The sequence below is a fragment of the Bradyrhizobium sp. 164 genome, from assembly GCF_023073715.1.
GTDB lineage: Bacteria > Pseudomonadota > Alphaproteobacteria > Rhizobiales > Xanthobacteraceae > Bradyrhizobium.
Window position 1 is genome coordinate 48,835 of sequence record NZ_JADPKA010000043.1, and the last position, 24,999, is coordinate 73,833.

Below are 24,999 nucleotides of genomic sequence, written 5' to 3' on the forward strand. Positions count from 1 at the left end.
GGGATCATGCCTGGGTTTCTTAGCGAACGAGGCAGGGACGCTTGTCGTCGAAGGTCCAGCCGGGGATCAGGTCCTGCATGGCAATAGCGTCATCCCGGGCGCCAAGTCCATGCTGCTTGTAGAGGTCATGCGCGGCGTCGATGGCGGCCCTGTCGATTTCGATACCCAGACCAGGTCTCTCGGGGACGGCAATCTTGCCGCCCTTGATCTGGAGCGGCTCCTTGGTGAGCGCCTGGCCGTCCTGCCAGATCCAGTGGGTGTCGATCGCGGTGACCTTGCCGGGTGCGGCGGCGCCGACATGGGTGAACATGGCGAGCGAAATGTCGAAATGGTTGTTGGAGTGCGAGCCCCATGTCAGACCATTGTCGCGGCAGGTCTGGGCGACGCGCACCGAGCCTTGCATGGTCCAGAAATGGGGATCGGCCAGCGGAATGTCCACCGCGCCGAGACGCAGCGCATGGGAAAGCTGCCGCCAATCGGTCGCGATCATATTGGTCGCGGTCGGCAAGCCCGTGGCGCGGCGGAACTCGGCCATGATCTCGCGGCCGGAAAAGCCGGCCTCGGCGCCGCAGGGGTCCTCGGCGTAAGCGAGGATGCCGTGCATGTCCTTGCAAAGCCGGACAGCCTGATCTAGCGACCAGGCGCCGTTGGGATCGAGCGTGACGCGCGCGTTCGGGAAGCGTTTTGCGATGGCGGTGACCGCCTCGATCTCCTGCTCGCCGCGGAGCACGCCGCCTTTGAGCTTGAAATCGGCGAAGCCGTAATGGTCGTGGGTGGCCTCGGCGAGCCGCACCACGGTCTCCGGCGTCATCGCCTCCTGGTGACGGAGGTTGAACCATTCCGCCTTGCCGGTCTCGCCTTCCATATAGGGCAGCCGGGATTTGCGCCGGTCGCCGACGAAGAAGAGGTAGCCGAGCGTCTCGACGCTCTTGCGCTGCTGGCCCTCGCCGAGCAGCGCCGCGACGGGCAGGCCCAGATGCTGGCCGAGCAAATCGAGCAGCGCGGATTCGATCGCCGTGACCGCGTGGATCATGATGCGCAGGTCGAACGTCTGCTTGCCGCGGCCGCCGGCGTCGCGGTCGGCGAAAGCGGTGCGGACGTCGGCGAGGATGTTGTTCATGGCGCCGACGGTCTTGCCGATCACGAGATCGCGGGCGTCCTGGAGCGTTTGCCAGATCTTCTGCCCGCCGGGCACCTCACCGACGCCGGTATGACCGGAATTGTCGGTGAGGATGACGATGTTGCGGGTGAAGAACGGCGCATGTGCGCCGCTCAAATTGAGGAGCATGCTGTCGCGGCCCGCGACCGGGATCACCTGCATCGCCGTGACGACCGGTGCGCCAGAGATCTCCGTCTGGACCATCGCACGCTCCTCTCTATTATCGTTCGTTATTCTGCTGCCTGTTGTGTCGATCGGATGGCGGGCAGATTCTTTACTAGCGCGGTCAGTTCCGCCACCTCCTGCTCGGCGAGATCGGTCAGCGGCGGACGGACCGGGCCGGAGTCGCGGCCGATCACCTTCATGCCGGCCTTGATGATCGAGACTGCATAGCCCTTCTTGCGGTTGCGGATCGCGATCAGCGGCAGGATGAAGTTCTTCAGGCCGGCGTGGATCGTCTGGTGGTCGCGCTTGCGCACGGCCGCGTAGAAGTTGGTGGCGAATTCCGGCACGAAGTTGAACACGGCCGAGGAATAGGTCGTCACGCCCATGTCGAGATAGGGCAGCGCGAAGGTCTCCGCGGTCGGCAGGCCGCCGATATAGGTCAGGCGGTCGCCGAGCTTGGTGTAGACGCGGGTCATCAGCTCGATGTCGCCAATGCCGTCCTTGTAGCCGACGAGGTTCGGGCAGCGCTCGGCAAGGCGAGCCAGCGTGTCGGGCTGGAGAATGGCGTTGTCGCGGTTGTAGACGATGACGCCGATCTTCACGGCGGCGCAGACTGCCTCGACATGGGCGGCGAGACCCTCTTGCTCGGCATGCGTGAGATAGGGCGGCAGCAGCAGCAAGCCGTCGGCGCCGGCCTTCTCGGCACCAATGGCGATTTCGCGCGCGATCGCGGTGCCGTAGCCGGTGCCGGCGAGCACGGGCACGCGGCCCTTGGTCTCCTCGACGGCGATCTTGACGATTTGCGGAACCTCGGTCGGCGTTAGCGAGAAGAACTCACCGGTGCCGCCGGCGGCGAACAGGCCGGCGACGTCATAGCCGCACAGCCAGTCCATGTTGGCGCGGTAGGTCGCCTCGTCGAAGGAGTAGTCAGCCCTGAACGGCGTGACGGGGAAGGACAGGAGGCCAGATCCGATCTTCTGGGCCATCTCCGGCGGGGTCATCTTGCTCATGGGCGCGGCTCCCTTCTTGCGTGTTGTGAAGGACGCAAGCCTGCGCGTCCATGGGCCGGTGTTTAGGAGACCGTTCGATGCGCGTCCAAGCCAAAGCCTATATCGACTGATGCAGATTGAGCATCAATCCTCTGTCACCTCCGCGGAGGACAATTCACCGGCGATTTTGACGAGGGCCGAGAGCAACGGATTCTCGTCGTCACGGCGCCAGACCATGAAGAGCTCGACCGGAAGGCGGGTGCGCAGCTTCAGCGGCCGCAGCCGCACGTCGGAGATCTTCAGACTCGCCGCCGCCGCCGGCACGATGGCGAGGCCGAGGCCGGCGCGCACCATGGCGAGGATCGAATGGATCTGGCTGAGATGCTGGACATAGCGCGGCAGCACGTCGGCGCGCGTGAACAGCGCCACCAGCAGGTCGTGAAAGTAGCGGCTCTCGTAAGGCGAATACATCACGAAGGGCTGGTCGTCGAAATCCTTGATGGTGACGCTGTCGGCGTTCGCCAGCGGATGCTTCTTCGGGATCGCGGCGAGCAGGGGCTCCGCGACGACGCGGCGGCTGGCGAGCTCTGGACGCGCGATCGGCGGCCTCAGCAGGCCGGCGTCGATCTGGCCCGAGGTCAGCGCCTCGAACTGGTCGCCGGACACCATCTCCTTCAGCGAGAAATCCACTTCGGGCAGCTTTGCGCGGCAGGCGGCGACGAGCTCAGGCAGGAAGCCGTAGGCCGCGGCGGCCGTGAAGCCGATCTTCAGCGAGCCGGTCTTGCCGAGCGCGATGCGGCGGGCGACCTGCGAGGCGCTTTCCGCAAGCTTGAGGATGCGCCGCGCCTCCGGCAGGAAGCTTCGCCCCGCGGGCGTCAGGCGCACCGAGCGGCTGGTACGCTCCAGAAGCGGCGCATCGATGATGTGCTCGAGCACCTGGATCTGCCGCGACAAAGGCGGCTGGGTCATGTTCAGCCGCGCGGCGGCGCGGCCGAAATGCAATTCCTCCGCCACCGTGACGAAACAGCGGAGCTGGTTGAGGTCGAACATCGATACATGCCTTAGATGGATAAGGCGTTTCCCCGACACTTCTAGCATCGATCACCCCCAAAACAAAGACGGCGGCTGATTAAGCCGCCGTTGAGTTGCCTGGTCCGCTCCGATTGCTCGGAGCTCTCAGGAGGAACGTTTGAGCATCACCCGCTCGATCTTGCCGACGATCACAACATAGGCGAACGCCGCCACCAGCGCGTTGAGACCAACGAACACCAGCGCGCCGTTGAACGAACCGGTTGCGGCCAGGATGTAGCCGATCACGATCGGGGTGGTGATCGAGGAGAGATTGCCGAACGTGTTGAACAGGCCGCCGGAGACGCCGCTGGCTTCCTTCGGCGAGGTGTCGGAGACGACCGCCCAGCCGAGCGCGCCGATGCCCTTGCCGAAGAAGGCGAGCGCCATGAAGCCGACCACGAACGCCTGTCCGTCGACATAATTGCAGGCGATGATCGACATCGATAGCAGCATGCCGCCGACAATCGGGATCTTGCGCGCCAGGGTCAGCGAGCCCGTCTTGCGCAGGATGGCGTCGGAGATGATGCCGCCAAGCACGCCGCCGATGAAGCCGCACAGCGCCGGGAGCGTCGCGACGAAGCCGGCTTGCAGGATCGACAGCCCACGCTCCTTGACGAGGTAGACCGGAAACCAGGTCAGGAAGAAATAGGTCAGCGTGTTGATGCAATACTGGCCGAGATAGACGCCGAGCATCATGCGGTTGGAGAGCAACTGGCGGATGTGGTCCCACCCGGAGCCGGATTGAGGCGCGCGCTCCTGCTTCAGATCGTCCTTGGACGCGTCGAGATCGACCAGCGCGCCGCCCTCCTTGATGTAGTCGAACTCGGCATCACTGATCGAAGGATGCTCCTCCGGGCCGTAGATGGTCTTGATCCAGATGAGGCCCATGACGACGCCGAGCGCGCCCATCACGAAGAACACGAAGCGCCAGCCGTAGGCGTGCGCGATCCAGCCCATCAGCGGCGCGAAGATCACGGTCGCGAAATACTGCCCCGAATTGAAGAACGCCGACGCGGTGCCGCGCTCGTTGCCCGGAAACCAGGCCGCGACGATGCGCGCATTGGCGGGGAAGGAGGGCGCTTCGGCGATGCCGACCAGGAAGCGTAACGCGAACAGCACGACGATCGCGGTGCCGGTGCTGAAAAAGCCGACCCAGCCCTGCATCATCGTGAAGATCGACCAGACGATGATGCTGAAGGCATAGACGAGGCGCGAGCCGTAGCGGTCGAGCAACCAGCCGCCCGGCACCTGCGCGATCACATAGGACCAGCCGAACGCCGAGAAGATGTAGCCCATCGCGACCGGATCGAGATGCAGCTCCTTGGAGAGTGCGGGGCCTGCGATCGACAGCGTGGCGCGGTCGGCGTAATTGACGGTGGTGACCAGGAACAACATGGTCACGATGAACAGCCTGACGCGAGACCGCCTCACGTCCGCTGCGGACACCACTGCGCTCATCACGCGCCTCCTTAGAACTCGAACATTTCCTCAAGGCGACTCCTAGAGGCGCGCGCGGCAAAGTGTCCAAGTTCAAGGGGGTATCGATCGATGCCGTTTTTGGATTGATGGAACGGCAGACAAGGGGAACGATGCGACGTGACGAGAATGCGCGAGCGCAGTTTGGCTACGGCGCACTACACGAGCCAACCCGCCGTCATTCCCCGCGAAGGCGGAAATCCAGTACGCCGCGGCTTCTCGGTTCAATCACAACCGCCTCGGAGTACTGGATCGCCTGCCCGCGCGGGCGACGACACCGAGAGTGTGGGCCAAGCTCGTCATTGCGAGCCAACGGGTCCGCGCGAAGCGCGGCCCGATGACAGGCTCCGCGAAGCAATCCAGAATCTTGCCGAGGAGGGACTCTGGAGTGCTTCGCTGCGCCCGCAATGACAGGGAGGAGAGAGCTCGTCGTCGTCCTACTGCCGCGCGCTCGGAAGTAGCTGCGGCAGAAATCCGCGCGTCACGCTTGGCGGCACTGCATCCAGCCCGAGCACGGCGCTCGCGGCAGGCAGTGCGGCATCGGCCATCGCGGCGTGGCCTTCGGCGCTTGGATGCACGGCGCCGCCATAGACGGCGGAGAGCACGCCCCAGGTGGCGTCGTGGATGTCGGTCGGCTGGCTCGCGGCCGGCAATCCTTGCGGATAGGTCATCGCAGCAAAATAGCTATCGTTGGCGTCGCGGATCCAGCGGGCACGGGGCAGGTAGGCGCGATATTCCGAGGCGCCGCGACCGCACAGCATCGGCTGACTCGCCGCCGTCACGATGTCGGGATTGAAGCTCTGGCCGTTCTCGGCAAAGCAGGTGCGGTCGAATTCGGGATCGTTGCCGGAATGGGCGCAGAAGCCGTGATCGGCGAACGCGGCCTGGTGCGCATCGACGAAGGTCATGCGGTCGGCTTCGGTATCGCGGCAGAGCGCGCCGCGGGTACAGGTGGCGAGCCCCTTCAGCTGCGGCAGGAATTCGGTGTCGACGAAGGTGGAGACCCGGGCGAGGCGCTGCGGATCGGCATTGAAAGATGGATGGATGTCGAAGCCGCCACGGCCGCCGCGGCAGGGCACGCCGCCGTCGGCGAGCGCCGGGTTGGCGTAGGAGACATAGACCACATGTGAGAGGTCGCCGCCGACCAGCGGCTTCAGCGCCTCGCGCAGCTTGACGAAATTCTGCGGCAGCTCGCGCGCCAGCGCATCGCGGGAATCGTCGACGCTCGCCATCACGCCGGAGCGGCGGAACAGTGCGCGCTCGGTCGCGGTGTCGACGATGACGTCGGCGACGAGGCCGGAAAAATAGACGTCGTTGGCGCCCACCGAGAGCAGCACGAGATCGAGCGTGCGGTCGGGCTGGCGTTTCTTCGCCGCGGTGAGCGCTTCGCGCAGCTCGGCGACCTGCGCGTTCACGCTGGTGTTGCAGACGCCGGTCTTGCCGGGCGGGCATTCGCGGGCGCGCTGCGAGCCGAGCAGTCCGTCGCCGATGCCGGCGCCGGTGCAGGCGAGCGGCAGGAAGGTCACGGCGATGTGGGTGTAGCGCACCGCGAGCGCCAGCGCGGTGCGGGCCTGATAGCTGTAGAGCGAGCGGTGACAGGGCGCGTTGAACCAGAGCGCACTGTAGCGTTGCCAGTTGGCGAGCGTGTCCGGCGCCTCGCAGGCGCGGCCGCCTTTGAAGCCGGCGCGGCTCGGCCGATAGTACTGCGCGCCGGCGGTGCCGAGATAGGAGCGGAAGCAGAAACCTTCGTCCGACAGCGCCAGCGGCCGGTCCGGATTGCCTTCGCCGGAGGCGATACTGTCCCCGAGGCCGGCAACGAAAATGTCGCGAACCTGGATCTCAGCCTGGACCCGCTGGGTCGGATCGGAGCCGGAGGAGACGTCGACGGTCGCGACCGTCTGCTTGCCGTAACGGACGCGCAAATTGACCGGCTCGGCGCAATCGAAGGTCGACGCTTGCGGCCCGTCGCCGTCATCGAACGACCAGGCGCAGGTGGCGCCGACCGGCACTGCGCCGAGGAGGCGCACAGTGACGGGATGATCGATCGGGGTGATGTAGTTCTCCTTGACGTTGTCGCGGGTGCAGGGCTGGTTGACCCGGCCCTGGAGGTCGATGCAGAGCCGGTTGACCATGTTGCGGGCCCAGCCGCGGCCCTCGCTCTGGAGCTCCAGCGACTGCTCGGCGGCCAGGATGCTGCGGTTGCGCGCATTCTCGACATGGAGCAGGAAATCGCGCTCTTCGCGGAACAGGCGGAAGCGGTTGCGCACCTCCCAGCTGATCTGCATGGCGCCGGCGTCCTGAGCGGCAGCGCGCTCGAGCGGCAAAGCGGTCAGAATCCCGGCAAGCAGGAGGGCGCCTGCGGAGAAGGTGCGAAAGGAGGGAGGGATCATGGCCCGCGTGTTCAACGGCAAAGTTGAGGCGGAAATAAGAGGGGATAGCTGCCCCGCCCGCAACCTATGTCTGAGTGGCCTACCGCTTGCCGGCCTGCCGCAGCGCACGCTCGCGCTCCATCGCGGCCACCTGCTTGGGCAGGTTGGCCTGGGTGCAGGCCTCCGCCAGCCGCCGCCGCTCCTGCCACGGCGCGACCACGTTCATCCAGAGCTCGCGCGTGCCCATGATGGAGATGGCGAGGCCGAACGGGATCACGAAATAGAGGATGCGGAACACCAGCAGCGTCGCCAGAAGCTCCTCGCGGCCGAATTCGGGAAGCGCCACCAGCATGGCGGCATCGAATACGCCGATCGAGCCCGGCGCATGGCTGGCAAAGCCGAGCAGCGTTGCCAGGATGAACACAACGGCGAGCGACATGAAGTCGATCGGTGGATTGGCCGGCATCAGCAGGTACATCGCCGTGGCGCAGAAGCCGAGATCGATCACGCCGATCAGGATCTGCACCAGCGTCAGGGGCGCCGAGGGCAGCACCACCTTCCAGCCCTTCTGGCCGAGCTCGCGCCGTTTCTCACCCATGCAGAGCCAGACCAGATAAGCGCCGATCGAGGCGAGGCCGCCGAGCGCGATCAACCGGTTGATCGACGACGGCAGCTGATCCATCGACGACGCCGCACCCGGATGGATGGCCATGCCGATCGAGAGCACGAAGATGTTACCGAGCCAGAAGGTCAGGCCGGACAGGAAGCAGATTTTGGCGACGTCGATCGCGTTCAGCCCATAATCCGAATATATCCGGAAGCGGATCGCTCCGCCGGTGAAGACGGTAGCGCCGATGTTGTGGCCGATCGAATAGGACGTGAAGCTGGAGAGCGCCGCGATGCGATAAGGCACGTGCTTCTTGCCGATCGTTCGCAGTGCGAAAAAGTCGTAGAATGTCAGCGTGCAGAACGCGAAGAAGACGCAGATCGCCGCCAGACCGATATTCCCGCGAGGAATCTCGGTCAACGCCGTCAAGATAACTCCGGTATCGATGCCCTTGAGGGTCCGCACCAGCGTGGTGATTGCGAAGGCAATGATGAAGACGCTCGCGGCAATGCCGAGCCGTCGCCAGCCAATCCATCTATTGAAGCCGCGTTTCAGCGCGGGCAGCAGTCCGTGCATTCATCCTCCCGGCGGGGGGCAAGACCGATCCGGCCAGGCATTGGCCAGTGCGGGTACGATGACGGCCAAAGGGCAGGCGTCGATCGCTTGGCATGATCCAGCTCATTTAAGGCAAAAACAGCGGCTTGTGCAGCCCTTGACAACAATAGGTTCTGCGTTGGACCAGCCACTTTTGTCATATGTGGTTCACATCCGACGCGCGTTAAGCATATGAGTCGCGACGTGCGGTTCGGAAAGCGCATTCGTGTTTAAGGAGGATGGTTTCAAATCCTGGCGCCGTCGGCATTGTTCCAGCGCAAGCGAAGGGTGTCTTGGAACGTCGGTGCCGCGTGCTCGTTAGGCCCCATCAGCAACCGGACATGGCGGAACAGGCGGCCTTTCGTGCAGGCCCATGCCGTCGTGTTCCTGAACCGAGAGGACCGGAACGATGGGACTGTTCACAAAAGACATCAAAACCATGAACGACCTGTTCGTGCACCAGCTCCAGGATATCTATTACGCCGAGCAGCAGCTCACCAAGGCGCTGCCGAAAATGGCCAGCAAGGCCACCGACCCGCAGCTGAAACAGGGCTTTTTGACGCACCTTGAAGAAACCAAGCAGCACGTGGCGCGTCTCGAGGAAGTGTTGAAGATGCACGGCGTCGCCGTGAAGGCGATCGACTGCCCGGCGATCGACGGCATCATCGAGGAAGCCGACGAGACGGCGGGCGAAGTTGCCGACAAGGCCGTGCTCGACGCGGCGCTGATCAATGCGGCCCAAGCCGCTGAGCATTACGAGATCGCCCGCTACGGCAGCCTGATCGCCTGGGCCAAGCAGCTCGGCCGCAATGATTGCGCGGCGGTGCTTGCCAAGACGCTTGAGGAGGAGAAGGCGACCGACAAGAAGCTGACGACGCTCGCCGAGAGCAAGGTGAATCTGCGCGCGGCGAGCTGAGGCAAGACGGAGCCAAGACGACGACGCCGCGCGATGGTCGCGCGGCGTCTTATTTCCGGCGCATCCCAGTGCGCCACTGCGCACAAGACGGGCGATGCACTTTATGGGTGGCGGCCGGGCGCAGCCACATCCATTATTCGACCATTGTCGAAACATGACGGCCCGCCGGAGGGGTATATTTCGCATGGGGCTGCAAGCGAGGTGGCAGCATGCGAGCAAGCACCATCAAACACCGAACCTTAGACAAGGCGAGTGCTGCGCCGCGGGCCCGCTCGCATCTTGCAACCTCCCTCACGCTTGCCGCCATGAGCCTCGGCTATGGCGTGGTGCAGCTCGACGTCACCATCGTCAACACCGCGCTCGATGCAATGGGCAGGGCGCTCGGCGGCGGGGTCGCCGAGCTGCAATGGGTGGTCAGCGCCTACACCATCGCGTTTGCAGCCTTCATCCTCACGGCCGGTGCGCTGGGTGACCGGATCGGCGCCAAGCGCGTCTTCATGGCGGGGTTCGCCATCTTCACCGCGGCCTCGCTCGCCTGTGCGCTGTCGCCCAATGCGGTCGTGCTGATCGCAGCACGGCTAGTTCAGGGCCTGGCGGCGGCGATCCTGGTGCCGAATTCTCTTGCCCTGCTCAATCATGCCTATGCGGACGACCGCGAGCGCGGCCGCGCCGTCGCGGTCTGGGCCGCCGGAGCAAGCCTTGCACTCACCGCCGGCCCCTTTGTCGGCGGCGCGTTGATCACGCTGGTCAGCTGGCGCGCGATCTTCCTGGTCAATCTGCCGATCGGGCTCGCGGGCCTGTGGCTGAGCTGGCGCTATGCCAGCGAGACCACGCGCGCGCGCTCGCGCGAGATCGATCTGCCTGGCCAGCTGGCTGCGATCGGTGCGCTGGGCGCGCTTGCCGGAGCAATCATCGAAGGCGGGGCGCTCGGCTGGGACCATCCGGCCGTGATCGCAGCCTTTGTCGGCGCCGCCATTCTCGCCGTGCTCTTTGTCTGGCGTGAGAGCCGGGCGGCGCAGCCGATGCTGCCGCTGTCATTGTTCGGCCAGCGGCTGTTCACGCTGACCTCGCTCGTGGGACTGCTGGTGAACATCGCGATCTACGGCCTGATCTTCGTGCTCAGCCTGTATTTCCAGAGGATCAACGGGCTGTCGGCATGGTGGACCGGGCTTGCCTTCGTGCCGATGATGGCGGCGGTTCTGCCGGTCAATCTGCTGGCGCCGCGCCTGGCCGAGCGCATCGGCTCGTGCCCGACCATCATCCTCGGCGCCTGCATCTCGGCAATCGGCTGTCTCGGCCTGCTCTGGATCGAAGCCGGGACCAGCTACTGGGCGATCTGCGCGCAGACGATCGCGATCAGCGGAGGGCTCGGCCTACTGGTGCCGCCGCTGACGTCAACGCTGCTCGGCAGCGTCGAGAAGGCGCGTTCCGGCATCGCGGCCGGCGTCCTGAACGCGACGCGGCAGACCGGCAGTGTGCTCGGCGTTGCTCTGTTCGGTTCGCTGGTGGCGTCTGACCGTGCGTTCATGACAGGGCTGCATCTGTCGCTGGTCATCTCGGCGGCGGTCTTGCTGATTGCCGCCGCCGTCATCGGCGTCGGTGCGCCGGCGCGAGGATGAACAATTGAGCGAACGCACACATCTCCCATTCACCATTCCCGGAGCAGGTTTGTAGCCAGTTACCAATCGTCCATCTCTGTCGGCTCAAGTGCCGGTCGATAGGGGCCGGCGATGTATCAAGTTCTCTTCTGTCTCACCGACGAGCACGATTGGCGACTGGTCGCGCTTGGCGCTGCGGTGTGTCTGCTCGCCAGCGCGGCGGCAATCAGCCTGTTTCAACGCGCACGCGCGACGCAGGGGCCCGGGCGTCTGGTCTGGATCGCTCTGGATGCCGCCGTCAGCGGATGCGGCATCTGGGCGACGCATTTCATCGCGATGCTCGCCTACGGGCCGGGCGGTGCCGGCGCCTACAACATCCCGGTAACGCTCCTCTCCTTGATCCTTGCGATCTCCGTGACCTTCGTGGGGCTGAGCATCGCGGTATCGTCCTCGCGCCAGGTGTGGATCGCCCTCGGCGGCGCGATTGTCGGCTCTGGTGTTGCGGCGATGCACTACACCGGCATGGCGGCGCTGGAGATTCCGGCGCGGGTGGCCTGGATCGGAAGCACGGTTGCCGCCTCGGTGCTGTTCGGAATCGTCTTTGCGGCCTTCGCATTGTTCATCGCCGCGCGGCGCGACGACCTCTCCCATACGCTGAGCGCGACTGCGCTGCTGACGCTTGCCATCGTCGCGCATCATTTCACCGCGATGGGAGCGGTGCTGCTGACGCCGGACCCGACCCGCGCGATCAGCGGGCTCTCCATCCCGCCGGCCTCGCTGTCCTTCCTCACCGCCAGCGCTGCGGTCGCGATCATCGCGATTGCGCTCGTGGCCGCGCTGCTCGACCGCCGCGCCAAGGGCGAACTGGGGCGCCAGCAGATCGTGCTGGACAGCGCCCTCGAGAACATGTCGCAAGGACTGTGCATGTTTGACGCGAACGGCAAGATCATCCTGTTCAACGAGCGCTATGCCGCGATGCTCCGTCGCACCGACATCCTGCTCACCGGCCGCCTTTTGGTCGACGTGCTTAGGGAAGAGCAGGCGAACGGCCAGTGGCAGGGCGACGCGGATCAATTCTTCGCCCGCCTCGTCGCCGACGCGCGGGAGGGACGCACCACGACCGACGTCGTCAACCGGTTCGGCCGCTCCATCCGGGTGGTCAACCAGCCGATGCAGGGCGGCGGCTGGGTCGCCACTTTCGAGGACATCACCGAATGGCTGGAGGCGCAGGCCAAGATCTCGCACATGGCGCGCCATGATGCGCTGACCAGCCTGCCGAACCGCGTGCTGTTCCACGAACAACTCGAGCATGGGCTGCGCCGGACCACGTCGGGCGACCAGCTCGCGGTGCTTTGTCTTGATCTCGATCACTTCAAGGACATCAACGACTCGCTCGGCCACCCCATCGGCGATGCGCTGCTAAAGGAAGTCGGCCGCAGGCTGAAGTCCACCGTCGGCGAGCACGACACCGTGGCGCGGCTCGGCGGCGACGAGTTTGCGGTGGTCCAGATCGGACGTTCCGAGGAAACCGCTGCGAGATCGCTTGCCGGGCGCCTGGTCGAGGTGATCTCGGCGCCTTACGAGATCGACGACCATCAGATCGTGATCGGCGTCTCGATCGGCATCTCGCTGTCGCCGCAGGATGGCAGCCATCCGGACGAGCTCCTGAAGAACGCAGACCTCGCGCTCTACCGCGCCAAGGCGGACGGCCGCGGCACCTATCGCTTCTTCGAGACCGGCATGGATGCGCGCGCGCAGGCGCGGCGCCTCCTGGAAATGGATCTGCGCGCGGCGCTGCAACGTGACGAGTTCGTAGCGTATTATCAGCCGATCCGTGACGTCGCGAGCGGCCGCGTCGTCGCCTTCGAGGCGCTGCTGCGCTGGAACCACCCGCAGCGCGGGCTGATCGCACCGATCAGCTTCATACCGCTGGCCGAGGAGACCGGGCTCATCGTTCAGCTCGGCGAGTTCGTGCTGCGCTCCGCCTGCACCGACGCGGCGACCTGGCCCGACGATGTCGACGTCGCCGTCAACCTGTCGCCGGTGCAGTTCAAGAGCCCGAACCTGATCGCATCGGTGACCGAGGCGCTGGCCATCTCGGGACTTGATGCGCGCCGCCTCGAGCTCGAGATCACCGAATCGGTGCTGCTCCAGAACAGCGAGGCGACGCTGACGACCCTGCACGAGCTGCGCGCGATGGGCGTGCGGATCTCGCTCGACGATTTCGGCACCGGTTATTCGTCGCTGAGCTATTTGCGCAGCTTCCCGTTCGACAAGATCAAGATCGATCGCTCGTTCGTATCGGAGCTGGCGACGCGCGAGGATTCCATGGCGATCATCCGCGCTGTGACCGGCCTCGGCCGCAGCCTCGGTATCGTCACCACGGCGGAAGGCGTCGAGAACGACGCGCAGCTCGAGCTGCTCCGGCGTGAAGGCTGTACCCAGGCGCAAGGCTATTTGTTCAGCAAGCCGCGGCCTGCTTCCGATATCGCGATCATGCTGGACCGGCCGCGGCTACTCGCGTCGGCGTGATGGCCTAGCCGCGGCGCACCGCAAAATGCGCGCCGCAAAATGCCATCACAGCGCCGAGGCACAGCGCAGCGAGCCCGGCCAGGACGCCCGAGACCGTTGGGATCGGGCTCGGTGCCGAGGCCGCCTGGCCCGCGCCCGCGAGCAGTAGCACGCCGACTGCGATCAGGAATTGGCGCATCCGTTGCGGGATCTGGCCGGAGACGGCGCTCTGCATCAATGATGCCGTGAAATAGCCGCCGGAAAAGCCGACGGTGGCGATCAGCCACCAGGCGATCGCCGCGCCGGCCGGGATGAACTCATGCGTGTCGGCGCGCCAGAGACCGCCGAGGTCGAGCCCGTAGCGCGCGCCCAGCATGTGCACCGCGAGCGCGAGCAGCACGCCGGAGATCACGGCGGCGCCGAGAATCAGGCGGCGCGGAAAAAAGGTCGTCTCAGCCATGCCCCGCTTGTAGGATGGGCGAGGGTGTTCGCGCAAGCGGATCGCTGACGGGATCGCGCGGACGGGATCGATGTCGAGATGCAGGTTTCGGATGCTGACGCAGTCACGAGCTATGCCTACAAGGCCTCGCTGATCGGTTCGGCGCACCGCTTCGAGCTGACGGACGAGGGCCTGTCCTGGCACATCGCCGGGCGCTCCGCGCTGTGGCGCTATGACGAGATCAGCGCGATCCGGCTGTCGTTCCGCCCAGTTTCGATGCAGCAGCACCGCTTTCGCGCCGATGTCAGCCACGCCGATGGTGGGCGCATCGCGATCCTGTCGACGAGCTGGCAAACGGCCGCGCTGATGGCGCCGCAGGACAGCGGTTTTCGCCAGTTCATCGTCGCGCTGCATGCACGCATGGCCAAGGCTGGCAGCCGGGCGACGCTGAGCGCGGGCCTCGGCCGCATGGCCTATGCGGCGGTGCTGGTCTTCCTTGCGGTGCTGACGGCGGCGATGGCGGTGCTGTTGATTCGCGCGCTGATGATCGGCGAGTTCGCCGGCGCGCTGTTCATCCTCGGCTTTGCCGCGCTGTTCGCCTGGCAGGTCGGCGGCTTCGTCCGGCGCAACCAGCCGCGGAGCTACAGCTTCGATCAATTGCCCCGGTCCTTGCTGCCATAGACGATCGCTACTCCGTCGAGTCGAAATCCTCTTCCTTGTTGCCGAGCAGCGAGACGATCGTGCGCAGGCCGGAATCGAGCTGCTCGGGCGACGGCGGAGCGAGCGCGAGCCGCACCGCATTCGGTGCATGACCATGAGCAATTGCGAACGTCGAGGACGGCGTCAGCGCGATGCCGCGCCGGGCTGCCGCGGCGACGAAGGTCTGCGAACGCCAATGCGGTGGCAGCGTCAGCCAGAGATGATAGGCGCGCGGATCGGCCGCGAGCTGGTAGCCGGCCAAGAGCCTCGCTGCGGTCTGCTGGCGGCGCGCGGCGTCGATGCGCTTCAGCCTTGTCAGCTCGGCGACGGTGCCGTCGGCCATCAGCCGCTGGCCCGACGCCAGCGCGTGGCCGGAGGCGATCCAGCCGCCGGTGCGGATCGCGCTCATCACGCTCTCGCGCAGATGCGGCGGCGCGACCAGGATGCCGAGCGCAAGGCCGGGCGCGACCTTCTTGGACAGGCTGTCGAGCACGATACAGCGGTCGGGCCCGAGCGCCGCGAGCGGCGCGTCGTCGGCGAGGAAGCCGTAGACGGCGTCCTCGATGATGGTGAGATCGAGCTTCTCGGCGATGCGCATGATGTCGGCGCGCCGCGTTGCGTTCATGGTGACGCCGAGCGGATTCTGGATGATGGGCTGGAGATACAGCGCCGACAGGTGGGCTTCGCGATGCGCTTTCTGGATGGCGTCGGGCCGCGCGCCGTGCTCGTCCATCGGGATCGGGACCAGCGTCACGCCGAGCCGCGCGGCGATGCTCTTGACGTAGGGATAGGTCAGGGCCTCGACACCGCAGCGGCCCCCGGTGGGGACGAGCGCTGCGAGCGCGGCCGCGAGTGACTGCTTGCCGTTGGCGGTAAAGAAAATCTGCTCGGCCTGCGGCGCGAAATCCTTGCGTGCGAGATAGGCGGCGGCCGCCACGCGCGCGCTCTTGGTGCCGGTGCTGGTCGAGACGCGCAGCGCGGATTCGAGCGCGTCGACGCGCTCGAGCCCCGCAAGGCTCTTGGCGATCATCGCCCATTGCTGGGGCAGCAGCGGATAATTGACCTCGAAATTGATGCGCGCGTCGACAGGCTCCCTGATCGTCTCGACTTCGCGCCTGACATCGCCGGAGATGAAGGTGCCGCGGCCGACCTCGCCGACCACGAGCCCGCGACGGAGCAATTCGGTGTAAACCCGGCTCGCGGTCGAGACCGCGATGCCGCGGTCATAGGCAAAATTGCGCTGCGGCAGCAGCCGGTCGCCGGGCCTTAACCTGCCGTTAGTGATATCGGCCGCAATGGCATCGGCGAGCTTCACGTACTCGAACTTGGACATTATTGCACCGAGAGCAATGTTTTACTTGCTCCGAGCAGTGTACTGAAGCATTTAGGTTCCATCAAGTTCCGCGATTGAGCCGAGGAGAGCGAGAGCAATCCCACGGCAAATGAGGTGCAAGCGCTCGAAGCGTCTGCGCCAACGGCATCGGCTTCGCCGCGCGGGACAGCACGCCGGAGAAGAACAATGACCACGATCTCGCAAACTGCCGGGCGGAGTTTACGCCCCTCCTCATCGAGCGGATTTTTCAGCACGCTCGTCGCCGCCACTTATGCGCTGTTCGACCGCCTCGAGCGCCGCTCCGCCGTCAAGACGCTGAACCAGCTCGACGACCGCGCCCTGCGCGACATCGGCATCACGCGCAGCCAGATCGAGGACGCCGTCTACGGGCAGTTCAAGGCCGAGCTGACGCGGTATTTGTGAGACGATGGCGGAGGTGGGGTGACGGCGTTCGCCCTCCGCGTGTCTCAGACACGCTGCAGCGTTTACGCTGCGGCGCAGAGTCGGGACCCAGCAGGCCACCGCACTAGCGGATGGATGGGCCCCGGCTCTTGAGCGCACCGATGAAGAAGCGCTGCGCTGCGTCCAGGGCACGAGCGGGGAGTTTTGTCGCGCGCCTGCATCAACATCGTCGTTGCGAGCCAACGGGTCCGCGCGAAGCGCGGCCCGATGACAGGCTCCGCGAAGCAATCCAGAATCTATCCGCGGATACATTTTTGGATTGCTTCGCTGCGCTCGCAATGACGGAGTGTGGGGTGATGGCATCGCGCTTTCAATTCGCATTTCAATCGTAGACACACCTTCGCATCCTCGCGGCTTGTTCGCCCGAGCTCTGCTTCGGTGCCTTGCCCTCTAATTGAAGAGGGCGCAGGGAAGACCGGGAGCCGGTTGGCTCCCATGGGCCGCCATGCCAAGAGCAGATTGCGTGTGCTTCATGCATAGCGGACAACAGGGCAACCGGAGACATCCCGGCCTTCCCTGCGCGGATGGTTGGAACGGCTTATGTCGCGGTGCTCCCCGGGGAGCGATGCACTATTGCCCCCGTCGCCTTGCCGATAACTGATGCCGCGGTCCGGTTGGGCCGCTCACATCACTGCAAGACTTGGCGCACAGACCCCGGGCGCCAGGACCACACGATTTCGCCGTACGCCGATCACACCGGTCGAGTGCGCGAGGTCCCCGCTCACGGCTCTCCGCCCTGCGAAGTCCTTCGTGCCGATGTGACCTGCGTCCACCGCCGCCCGGCCCGCGTGTCGTGACGATCGCGATACGCCCCTCTTGCTTGGGCCGGGTTGCGGAGAGGCATACGTCATTTCCGAATTTCGGTAAAGCGGAATATATCGAACGGCGCGGGTTGACCCAGCCCTGGCGTGTTTTGCCCGACAGGCAACGCGAGATCTTGTAGGCCGAGCAATGGGCGGACGGTGCCTCGCCATCGTCATTGCGAGCGCAGCGAAGCAATCCAGACTGCCGCCGCGGAAAGACTCTGGATTGCTTCGCTGCGCTCGCAATGACGGAGTTGGCTGCGACACTCAGTGCCTGACCACCAGCACCGAGCATTTGGCGTAGCGCACGACGTGTCCGGCGTTGGAGCCGAGGAAATAGGTGCGCATCGCCGGCCGGTGCGAGGTCATCACGATCAGGTCGGCTTTCATGTGCACCGCTTCCTCCAGGATCTCGTGGTAGATGCCGCCCTGGCGCACCACGCTGGAGATGCGGGAGGGTTCGATCCCGGACTCCCGCGCGACGATGGCGAGCGCTTCTTCCGAGGTCTGGCGCTGCTGCTCGTCGAAATCGGCCGGCACGTATTCGGCCAGCATCACCGGCGTCATCGGCAGCACGTTGAGCAGGCGTACAACGCCGCCCCAGGTTTGCGACAACGTCGCCGCGGTCGCGATCGCCGGCTTAGCGAGTTCGGTGTCGGCGAGGTCGATGGGCACGAGGATGGACTTGAACATCTGCGCCTCCAATCTTTCGGTCAGCACGTCTTAGCGGTACGTCGCGCGATCATCCCGATCGAAGCAGCTTGGGGCTGACCAACAGCACCAGTTTGCCGCGGCGGTAGGCCACGTCACCCCAATCCTTGACGTCAAAGTCGAAGATCGCAAGCCCCGCGGTGGGCAGGTTGTGGCCGAGTGCCCGCGCGCCGGCCGGATCGCCGCCGCCCATCAGCATGAGCGCGACCTCGTGCATGCCGGGATTGTGGCCGACCAGCAGCAATTGCTTAGGGTCGGCCGGGGCGGTTGCAGTGCGAATGGCGTCCAGGATCTGCGCGGGATCGGCGCCATAAAGTTCCGGCAGGACCTCGACCTGCGGCGCAGCGACGCGGTCCTTCATTGCCTCCCAGGCGATGTCCCAGGTCTGCCGGGCCCGGACGGCATGCGACACCAGCACGGTCTCGGGGAAGGGCGGATGGGCGGCGATCCAGTCGCCCATCCGCGCAGCATCCTTGTGGCCGCGGTCGTCGAGCCGGCGATCCTGGTCACGGCCGCTCGGCGCGTCGGTCTCGGTCTTGGCGTGACGCAGCAGCATCAAACGGCGCATGGCATTCTCGAATCGTTACGCATCCAGGATAATCAACAGGCGCGGGTTGAGAACAAGGTGACAAGCGCCCGATGGGTCCGTTAAGAAACGACATGAGCGAGACTTTCACAAGCGTGTCCCAGGAAGAAGCCGGCTTTCGCGAGCGGACGCGGCTGACGTTCGATCTCGATGCCGACATCTGCGTGATCGGGGCGGGGCTTGCCGGCCTCTCCATCGCGCTGGAGGCGGCCCGGCTCGGGGCCAGCGTCGCGGTGCTCGAGGGCCGCCATATCGGCTGGAACGCCTCCGGCAACCAGCTCGGCACCGTGATGCCGGGCTTTGCACTGTCGCTCGCGGATCTGATCGAGCGCGTCGGTCTCGAGGACGCGCGCGAATTGTGGACGCTGTCGAAGCAAGGCGCCGAGTTCGTCCGCGCCAACGCCACCGAAGAGAACATGCCGGGGATCGGCCTCCGCGAGGGCGCGCTGGAAGTGTCCAATGTCGATGACGGCGACCGGCTGATCAGCCGGCTGCAGATGCTGCACGAGGATTTCGACACCGAGGTCGAGGGCTGGCAGGTCGATCGCGTCCGCGCAGCGCTCAAGACCGATCGCTACTTCCACGGCATCCATTATCCCCGCGCGTTCCAGGTCGACGGCCGCGAATATGTGCACGGCCTTGCGGCATTGGCGCGGCGGGCAGGCGCCAGCATCTTCGAGGATACCCCGGTCGTCAGCATCGATCATTCCGGCATCCGCAAGCGCATCGTCACGCCCTCGGCGCGGCTGCGCGCGACTCATATCGTGCTCGCCGGCAACATCCATCTCGGCGCGCCCCTGCGGCGCCTGTCGGAGACGTTGCTTCCGGTCTGGCGCTATGCCGGCATCACCGCGCCGCTTGGCGAGCGCGTGCACGAGATCACCGCCTTCAAAGGATCGGTGATGGATGCTGGCGGCATCGACCATTTCCGTATCGTCGACGGCGACCGGCTGATGTGGGAGAGCCCGGTGACCACCTGGGCGGCGCGTCCGCAGCGTTTCGCCGGCGCGGTCAGGCGGCGGATCCGCACGATTTTTCCCCAGCTCGGCAATGTCGAGATCACCGATATGTTCGGCGGCGCCACCGGCCAGACGGTGCACGGCATGCCGCAGATCGGCCAACTGCGCAAAGGCCTGTGGGTGGCGAGCGGGTTCGGCCGCCAGGGCATGAACACCTCGGCCATGGCCGGACAGTTGATCGCGCGCAGCATCCTGCGGGGTGATGAACGCTGGCGCCTGTTTTCGCCCTTCGAGCTGGTCTGGGCGGGAGGGATGACCGGACGGGTCGCGGGCCAGTTGGTCGGGCTCTGGGGCAGGGCGAGTTCCGCGGCCGCCGGCTCGCTCGCCCGCTACCGCGAGCGGGCGCGGGTCAAGGACGGGAAACGCGAGGCGCGCCTCGCCGAAGCCAACCGGGCGGCTGGCACCGGTCCGCGCCGTCTGCCGCCCGGGGTCCGGCCACGGCCGGCACCGCCGCCACGAGCTGCGGCCCAGGCGTCGGAACCAGCCCCGCAGGAGGACAGCGTCTCGCAATAGACCCGAGAATAATTCTGCCCGGAAGTGTAACGTCGGCCGTCAGAAGCCCGTATCTCAGGGCGTGAACGCTCCCGCACGGAGAATGAGATGTTTGATCGCCGCATCCTGCTATCGACTGCCGCCGGGTTGTTCGGCCTTTCGGCCTTCCGCTGGCTGAGGGCATCGCCGGCCGAGGCTGGCGAGAAGGCCGCGGAAAAGTTCGAGATCGTGAAGACGGAGGCCGAATGGCGTGCCCAGCTCACGCCGCAGCAATATGAGATCCTGCGCAATCACGGCACCGAGCGGCCCGGCTCCAGCCCACTGCTCAAGGAGCATCGCAAGGGCATCTTCGCCTGCGCCGGCTGCGACCTGCCGTTGTTTAGCTCCGACACCAAGTTCGAGAGCGGCACCGGTTGGCCGAGCTTCTACCAGCCGATCGAGGGCAATGTCGGCAAGACCGAGGACCGTGCTTACGGCATGATCCGCACCGAAGTGCATTGCCGGCGCTGCGGCGGCCATCTCGGCCACGTCTTCGACGACGGTCCGAAGCCGACCGGACTGCGCTATTGCATCGATGGTTTCGGGCTGGTCTTCCATCCCGCGGCGGCGTCGGCGACGTGAAGTTTGATCCGGCAATTGTTGCCGGCCCGGCAATTGTGCCCCGGTCGTCCGACCGGGGCATGTTGATTTAAGTCGTTGATTTCCTGAAGATACCCGCATTGGCATAGCCTTTGCGGCTGTCTCCTCCGACTGCGGCCAGGCTCGACCGGCCGCCGGGATCGGATTTGGAGACAAAGTTATGGGTATCTTCGATGCAATGAACACCTCGGTGGGTGGCCTGCAGGCGCAGTCGTTCGCGCTTCAGAACATTTCCGGCAACATCGCGAACTCATCGACCACCGGTTACAAGGGCATCGGCACCAGCTTCGTCGATCTCATTCCCGACTCGTCCGTGCCGAGCAAGCAGGTCGCAGGCGGCGTGACGGCCAACGCCAAGGCCACCATCACGACGCAGGGAACGATCTCGTCGTCCACCGTCGCCACCAACATGGCGATCACCGGCGACGGTTTCTTCTCGATCCAGAAGGCGACCGGCGTCGTCGACAACGTACCGGTGTTCAGCGGCGTCACCTACTACACCAGGCGTGGCGACTTCCAGCTCAATGCCAACGGCAATCTGGTCAATGGCGCCGGTTATTACCTGATGGGCGTCACGGTCGACCCGAAGACGGGCAATCCGCAGGGCAACGTGGCGACCGTCCTGCAATTCCAGAACAATTTCATTCCGGCGCAGGCGACCACCTCGATCCAGTACGCCGCGAACCTGCCGACGCAGCCGAACACGGTGGCGAGCACGACGGCGGCGACGGGCACGCTGCTGGCGGCTGGTGGACTGAACCCATCCGACTTCGCCGCCAACCCGTTGCCCGTCGGCACACCGCCGGCACCCTATGCCAACGCAAAAGTTTCCGGCGCGGCGGCGACCGGCAACGTCCGCTCGCCCTACTCGTCGACCACGGGCACGGGTACGGTTGCGCTTCAGAACAATTCGTCCGCCGTGGCTTCGACCACCACCTCCCTCGACAACACGGTAGGTACGCATCTCGCCTCTAGCATTCTCACCGCGCTGAGCGGCCAGACGCTGACCATTAACGGCAACACGGTCACCTTCAACGCCGGCACGACGGTCTCGACGGTCGGCAGCAACACCACGATCGGTCTCGGTGCGGGCACGACGGCTACGGTGGCGGACATCCTGAACGCGATCCAGACCGCCGGCGGCGCCGGTGTCACGGCGTCGCTCTCCGCCAGCGGCAACATCGTGATCTCCAGCGGTACCGGTACCGACGTGGCGGTGGGCAGCGGTACGGCAGCCACCGCGCTCGGCATCAGCAGCGTGACGCGCGGCGGAAACGTGCTGTCCTCGCCCGCGATCTCGGGCTCAACGGTGCTGAGCGGCACGGCGACCGCCGGCGGCGCGCAAGTGCTCTCGTCGGGTTTTTCCGCAGGCCCGCCCGCCGACACGATCACCGTCAACGGTCAGACGCTGACGTTCGTCGCCTCGGGTGCCTCGGGTCCGAACCAGATCAACATCACCGACAACATCACGACCCTGCTCGGCAAGATCGACGCACTCTCCGGCGGGTCGGGGTCGTCGGTGAGCAGCGGTGGCGTGATCACGCTGAATACCGGCACCGTCTCTAATCTCACAGTGTCGAGCTCGAACAGCGCGGCCTTTGCCGCGCTCGGCTTCACCTCGACCATCACCAAGAATCGCGACGGCGGCGGCACCGCCGGCACCGGCGGTGTGATCGGCAACGACATCGCCACCTTCACCAAGGAATCGATCAGCGGCGGTGCCGTGACCGCCTACAACGCCGCCGGCACGCCGGTGAATCTGCAATTGCGCTGGGCCAAGACGGACAGCGCTTCGCTGGGCGCGGGCCATTCCGATACCTGGAACCTGTTCTACCAGACCGACCCGAATGCGACCGGCACGACGGTCGGCTGGGTCAATACCGGCCAGGCCTTCACTTTTGCCTCGGACGGCTCGCTGACCTCGCCGAGCGGCTCGGGCATCACCATCAACAATGTCAGCGTGAGCGGCCAGTCGCTCGGCTCCGTCGCCTTCAACATCTCCTCGGGCGGGCTAACGCAATATGCCAGCACGAGCGGCGCGGTGACCATCAACACCATCACCCAGAACGGCTATTCCGCCGGTCAGCTCCGCTCGGTTGCCGTCAACAACAATGGCATCGTGGTCGGAACCTTCTCGAATGGCCAGAACCTCAACCTCGCTCAGGTCCAGCTGTCGCATTTCAACGGCACAAACTATCTGAAGGCGCTCGACGGCGGCGCTTATGCCGCGACTGAACAGTCGGGAGACGCCATCGATGGCGCTTCGGGCACCATCAGCGGCTCGTCGCTGGAGGGATCCAACACCGACATCGCCGACGAATTCACCAAGCTGATCGTGACCCAGCAGGCCTATTCGGCCAACACCAAGGTGATCACGACCGCGAATTCGATGGTGCAGGACCTCTTGAACGTGTTGCGCTGATCGGCGCGTAACGTAACCAAAGGCGGCTAGTAACATGGGTTTGAGTTCGGCCCTCGCCAGTGCGATGAGCGGTCTGCGTGCCAACCAGGCCGCGCTCTCGATCGTCTCCTCGAACGTCGCAAATTCGCAGACGCCGGGTTACGTCGTCCAGACGCCGAACCAGATCGAGGTAACCACTGGCGACTTCGGCTCGACGGCGATGACCACCGGTGTCAGCCGCGAGCTCGACAGCTACGTGCTGAACCAGCTACGGACCGAGACCGGTGGCAGCGGCTACGCCGACCAGATGGCCAACATCCTGAAGCAGCTTCAGAATGTCTATGGCACGCCCGGCAATTCCGGCACGCTCGAAACTGCGCTGAACAATTTCACCACGGCGCTGCAGGCGCTGTCGACAAGCTCGGGCGCGTCGTCGGCGCAGACCGTGGCCCTCGGCGCGGCCCAGGCGCTGGCACAGCAGCTCAATGTCACGACCAAAGGCATCCAGTCGCTGCGCTCCAACGTCGAGCAGGATCTGGGCACTTCGGCGCAAGCCGCCAACGCGGCAATGCAGCAGATCGCCGAGATCAACACCAGGCTCCAGGGCCTGTCGGCCAACGATCCCTCCGCCGCGACGCTGATGGATCAGCGCGACCAGGCCATCAACACGCTGTCGAAATTTGTCGACGTCCGCGTCACGACGGACGGCTCGAACCAGGCCAACATCTACACCACGACCGGGATTCAGCTCGTCGGCGCCGGGCTCGCCTCGGAATTCTCCTTTGCGTCCGCGGGCGCGCTGTCGGCGACCTCGCTCTACAACATCGATCCGGCCAAGTCCGGCGTCGGCGCGTTCAACATCAAGCTGCCGAACGGCTCGCAGGTCGACGTCGTCGCCAACAACGTGGTGTCTTCCGGCCAGATCGCGGCTGACCTGAAGCTGCGCGACCAGACGTTGGTGCAGGCGCAGAACCAGATCGACCAGCTCGCCGCCACGATGTCGAGCGCGCTGTCCGACAAGACCACGGCCGGCAGCACGGTCTCCGGTCCGCCGGCCGGATTCGATCTCGACCTCGCCGGTGCGGCGCCGGGCAACACCGTCAACATCACCTACACGGACACGACCACCAACACGCAGCGCCAGATCACGCTGGTCAACGTGACCGATCCGGCCGCGTTGCCGTTGCAGAACGCGACGAATGCCAACCCGATGCGGATCGGCATCAACTTCGCCGGCGGCATGGGCGCGATCGCCTCTGCGCTCAACACCGCGCTATCAGGCACGCATCTGTCGTTCGCCGCCGCCCCGTCGCCGGCGACGGCCACGACGCTGCGGGTAGCCGACGACAACACCGGCCTTGCCAAGGTCAATTCGGCCTCGACCACCAAGACGATCTCGACGCTGACCTCGGGCAACCCGCAACTGCCGCTGTTCACCGACGGCGGCCAGGCGCTCTACACCGGCGCGATCACCGCGTCGGGTTCGCAGATGACCGGCCTTGCCGGACGCATCGCCGTGAACACGCAGCTGGTTTCCGATCCGACCCGGCTGTCGGTCTACAACACCTCGCCGGTGACGTCCGCGGGCGACACCACGCGTTCGGACTATCTCTATTCCCAGCTCACCAATGCCGTGTTCTCCTATTCGCCGCAGAGCGGGCTCGGCTCGGCGAGCCAGCCCTTCACCGGCAGCGTTTCGAACTACCTCCAGCAGTTCCTGAGCGTGCAGGCCAATGCCGCGACCCAGGCGACCCAGCTCCAGCAGGGCCAGAGCGTCGTGGTCTCGACGCTCCAGGCCAAGTTCAACTCGACCTCCAGCGTCAACCTGGACTCGGAGATGTCGAACCTGATCCAGCTTCAGAATGCCTATGCCGCCAACGCCCACGTCATGTCGGTGGTGCAGAGCATGATGAACACGTTGCTCCAGGCTCAAGGGTAACAAGTAACAGGGCTCTGAAAC

19 protein-coding genes are annotated in these 24,999 nt (G+C 65.5%); 9 read left to right on the plus strand and 10 right to left on the minus strand.

Going from position 1 to position 24,999, the window contains the following annotated elements; genetic code table 11:
- Positions 1-19: 19 nt before the first annotated feature.
- The 6 genes from gudD to IVB01_RS15695 all read right to left on the minus strand — a co-directional run bounded on the left by gudD (position 20) and on the right by IVB01_RS15695 (position 8,412).
- Entirely contained in the window at positions 20-1,363 is a 1,344-nt protein-coding gene (gene gudD, locus IVB01_RS15670) for a glucarate dehydratase (protein ID WP_247421927.1), read from the minus strand.
- 26 nt (positions 1,364-1,389) lie between these two features.
- A complete protein-coding gene (kdgD, locus tag IVB01_RS15675) occupies positions 1,390-2,334 on the minus strand; it encodes a 5-dehydro-4-deoxyglucarate dehydratase (protein WP_247421925.1) in 945 nt (314 codons plus the stop codon).
- Positions 2,335-2,457: 123 nt separating this feature from the next.
- Positions 2,458-3,363 carry a LysR substrate-binding domain-containing protein gene (locus IVB01_RS15680; RefSeq protein ID WP_247421924.1) on the minus strand — a complete coding sequence of 302 codons (906 nt, stop codon included), beginning with the start codon at positions 3,361-3,363 and terminating at the stop codon, positions 2,458-2,460.
- 126 nt (positions 3,364-3,489) lie between these two features.
- The gene (locus tag IVB01_RS15685; protein ID WP_247421923.1) at positions 3,490-4,842 is read right to left on the minus strand and encodes an MFS transporter; all 1,353 of its coding nucleotides are present in this window, start codon (positions 4,840-4,842) and stop codon (positions 3,490-3,492) included.
- 455 nt (positions 4,843-5,297) lie between these two features.
- Entirely contained in the window at positions 5,298-7,250 is a 1,953-nt protein-coding gene (locus tag IVB01_RS15690; protein ID WP_247421921.1) for a hypothetical protein, read from the minus strand.
- 79 nt (positions 7,251-7,329) lie between these two features.
- Positions 7,330-8,412, minus strand: coding sequence for a YbhN family protein (locus tag IVB01_RS15695; RefSeq protein WP_247421917.1), 1,083 nt, complete (start codon positions 8,410-8,412; stop codon positions 7,330-7,332).
- 427 nt (positions 8,413-8,839) lie between these two features.
- Here IVB01_RS15695 and IVB01_RS15700 point away from each other — a divergent pair, with 427 nt between their 5' ends.
- From IVB01_RS15700 to IVB01_RS15710, 3 genes are all read left to right on the plus strand, one after another.
- Entirely contained in the window at positions 8,840-9,346 is a 507-nt protein-coding gene (locus IVB01_RS15700; RefSeq protein ID WP_247421914.1) for a ferritin-like domain-containing protein, read from the plus strand.
- Positions 9,347-9,555: 209 nt separating this feature from the next.
- A complete protein-coding gene (locus tag IVB01_RS15705; RefSeq protein ID WP_247421912.1) occupies positions 9,556-10,965 on the plus strand; it encodes an MFS transporter in 1,410 nt (469 codons plus the stop codon).
- A 111-nt stretch (positions 10,966-11,076) separates the two neighbouring features.
- Positions 11,077-13,476 (plus strand): EAL domain-containing protein, encoded by a 2,400-nt coding sequence (locus IVB01_RS15710; protein WP_247469406.1) that lies wholly within the window; start codon positions 11,077-11,079, stop codon positions 13,474-13,476.
- 4 nt (positions 13,477-13,480) lie between these two features.
- Here the strand turns inward: IVB01_RS15710 and IVB01_RS15715 are convergent, their stop codons facing one another.
- Entirely contained in the window at positions 13,481-13,915 is a 435-nt protein-coding gene (locus IVB01_RS15715; protein ID WP_247421907.1) for a hypothetical protein, read from the minus strand.
- 78 nt (positions 13,916-13,993) lie between these two features.
- On the opposite strand from IVB01_RS15715, the gene IVB01_RS15720 reads away from it, so the two are divergent.
- Positions 13,994-14,575 carry a hypothetical protein gene (locus tag IVB01_RS15720; RefSeq protein WP_247421905.1) on the plus strand — a complete coding sequence of 194 codons (582 nt, stop codon included), beginning with the start codon at positions 13,994-13,996 and terminating at the stop codon, positions 14,573-14,575.
- A gap of 7 nt (positions 14,576-14,582) precedes the next feature.
- Here the strand turns inward: IVB01_RS15720 and IVB01_RS15725 are convergent, their stop codons facing one another.
- Positions 14,583-15,926 (minus strand): PLP-dependent aminotransferase family protein, encoded by a 1,344-nt coding sequence (locus IVB01_RS15725; protein WP_247494684.1) that lies wholly within the window; start codon positions 15,924-15,926, stop codon positions 14,583-14,585.
- 186 nt (positions 15,927-16,112) lie between these two features.
- Here IVB01_RS15725 and IVB01_RS15730 point away from each other — a divergent pair, with 186 nt between their 5' ends.
- Positions 16,113-16,349: a DUF1127 domain-containing protein gene (locus IVB01_RS15730; protein ID WP_247421900.1), complete on the plus strand. Its 237-nt coding sequence runs from the start codon at positions 16,113-16,115 to the stop codon at positions 16,347-16,349.
- 1,109 nt (positions 16,350-17,458) lie between these two features.
- Here IVB01_RS15730 and IVB01_RS15735 read toward each other — a convergent pair.
- Both IVB01_RS15735 and IVB01_RS15740 read right to left on the minus strand, forming a co-directional pair.
- Entirely contained in the window at positions 17,459-17,884 is a 426-nt protein-coding gene (locus tag IVB01_RS15735) for a universal stress protein (RefSeq protein WP_247421898.1), read from the minus strand.
- Between the two features lie 49 nt (positions 17,885-17,933).
- Positions 17,934-18,470: a histidine phosphatase family protein gene (locus IVB01_RS15740; protein WP_247421894.1), complete on the minus strand. Its 537-nt coding sequence runs from the start codon at positions 18,468-18,470 to the stop codon at positions 17,934-17,936.
- 92 nt (positions 18,471-18,562) lie between these two features.
- On the opposite strand from IVB01_RS15740, the gene IVB01_RS15745 reads away from it, so the two are divergent.
- The 4 genes from IVB01_RS15745 to flgK all read left to right on the plus strand — a co-directional run bounded on the left by IVB01_RS15745 (position 18,563) and on the right by flgK (position 24,978).
- The gene (locus IVB01_RS15745) at positions 18,563-20,020 is read left to right on the plus strand and encodes an FAD-binding oxidoreductase (RefSeq protein WP_247421893.1); all 1,458 of its coding nucleotides are present in this window, start codon (positions 18,563-18,565) and stop codon (positions 20,018-20,020) included.
- An 87-nt stretch (positions 20,021-20,107) separates the two neighbouring features.
- Positions 20,108-20,620 carry a peptide-methionine (R)-S-oxide reductase MsrB gene (gene msrB, locus IVB01_RS15750; protein WP_247421890.1) on the plus strand — a complete coding sequence of 171 codons (513 nt, stop codon included), beginning with the start codon at positions 20,108-20,110 and terminating at the stop codon, positions 20,618-20,620.
- Positions 20,621-20,798: 178 nt separating this feature from the next.
- The gene (locus IVB01_RS15755) at positions 20,799-23,060 is read left to right on the plus strand and encodes a flagellar hook-basal body complex protein (RefSeq protein WP_247278680.1); all 2,262 of its coding nucleotides are present in this window, start codon (positions 20,799-20,801) and stop codon (positions 23,058-23,060) included.
- A gap of 34 nt (positions 23,061-23,094) precedes the next feature.
- The gene (gene flgK, locus IVB01_RS15760) at positions 23,095-24,978 is read left to right on the plus strand and encodes a flagellar hook-associated protein FlgK (protein ID WP_247494685.1); all 1,884 of its coding nucleotides are present in this window, start codon (positions 23,095-23,097) and stop codon (positions 24,976-24,978) included.
- Positions 24,979-24,999: the final 21 nt, after the last annotated feature.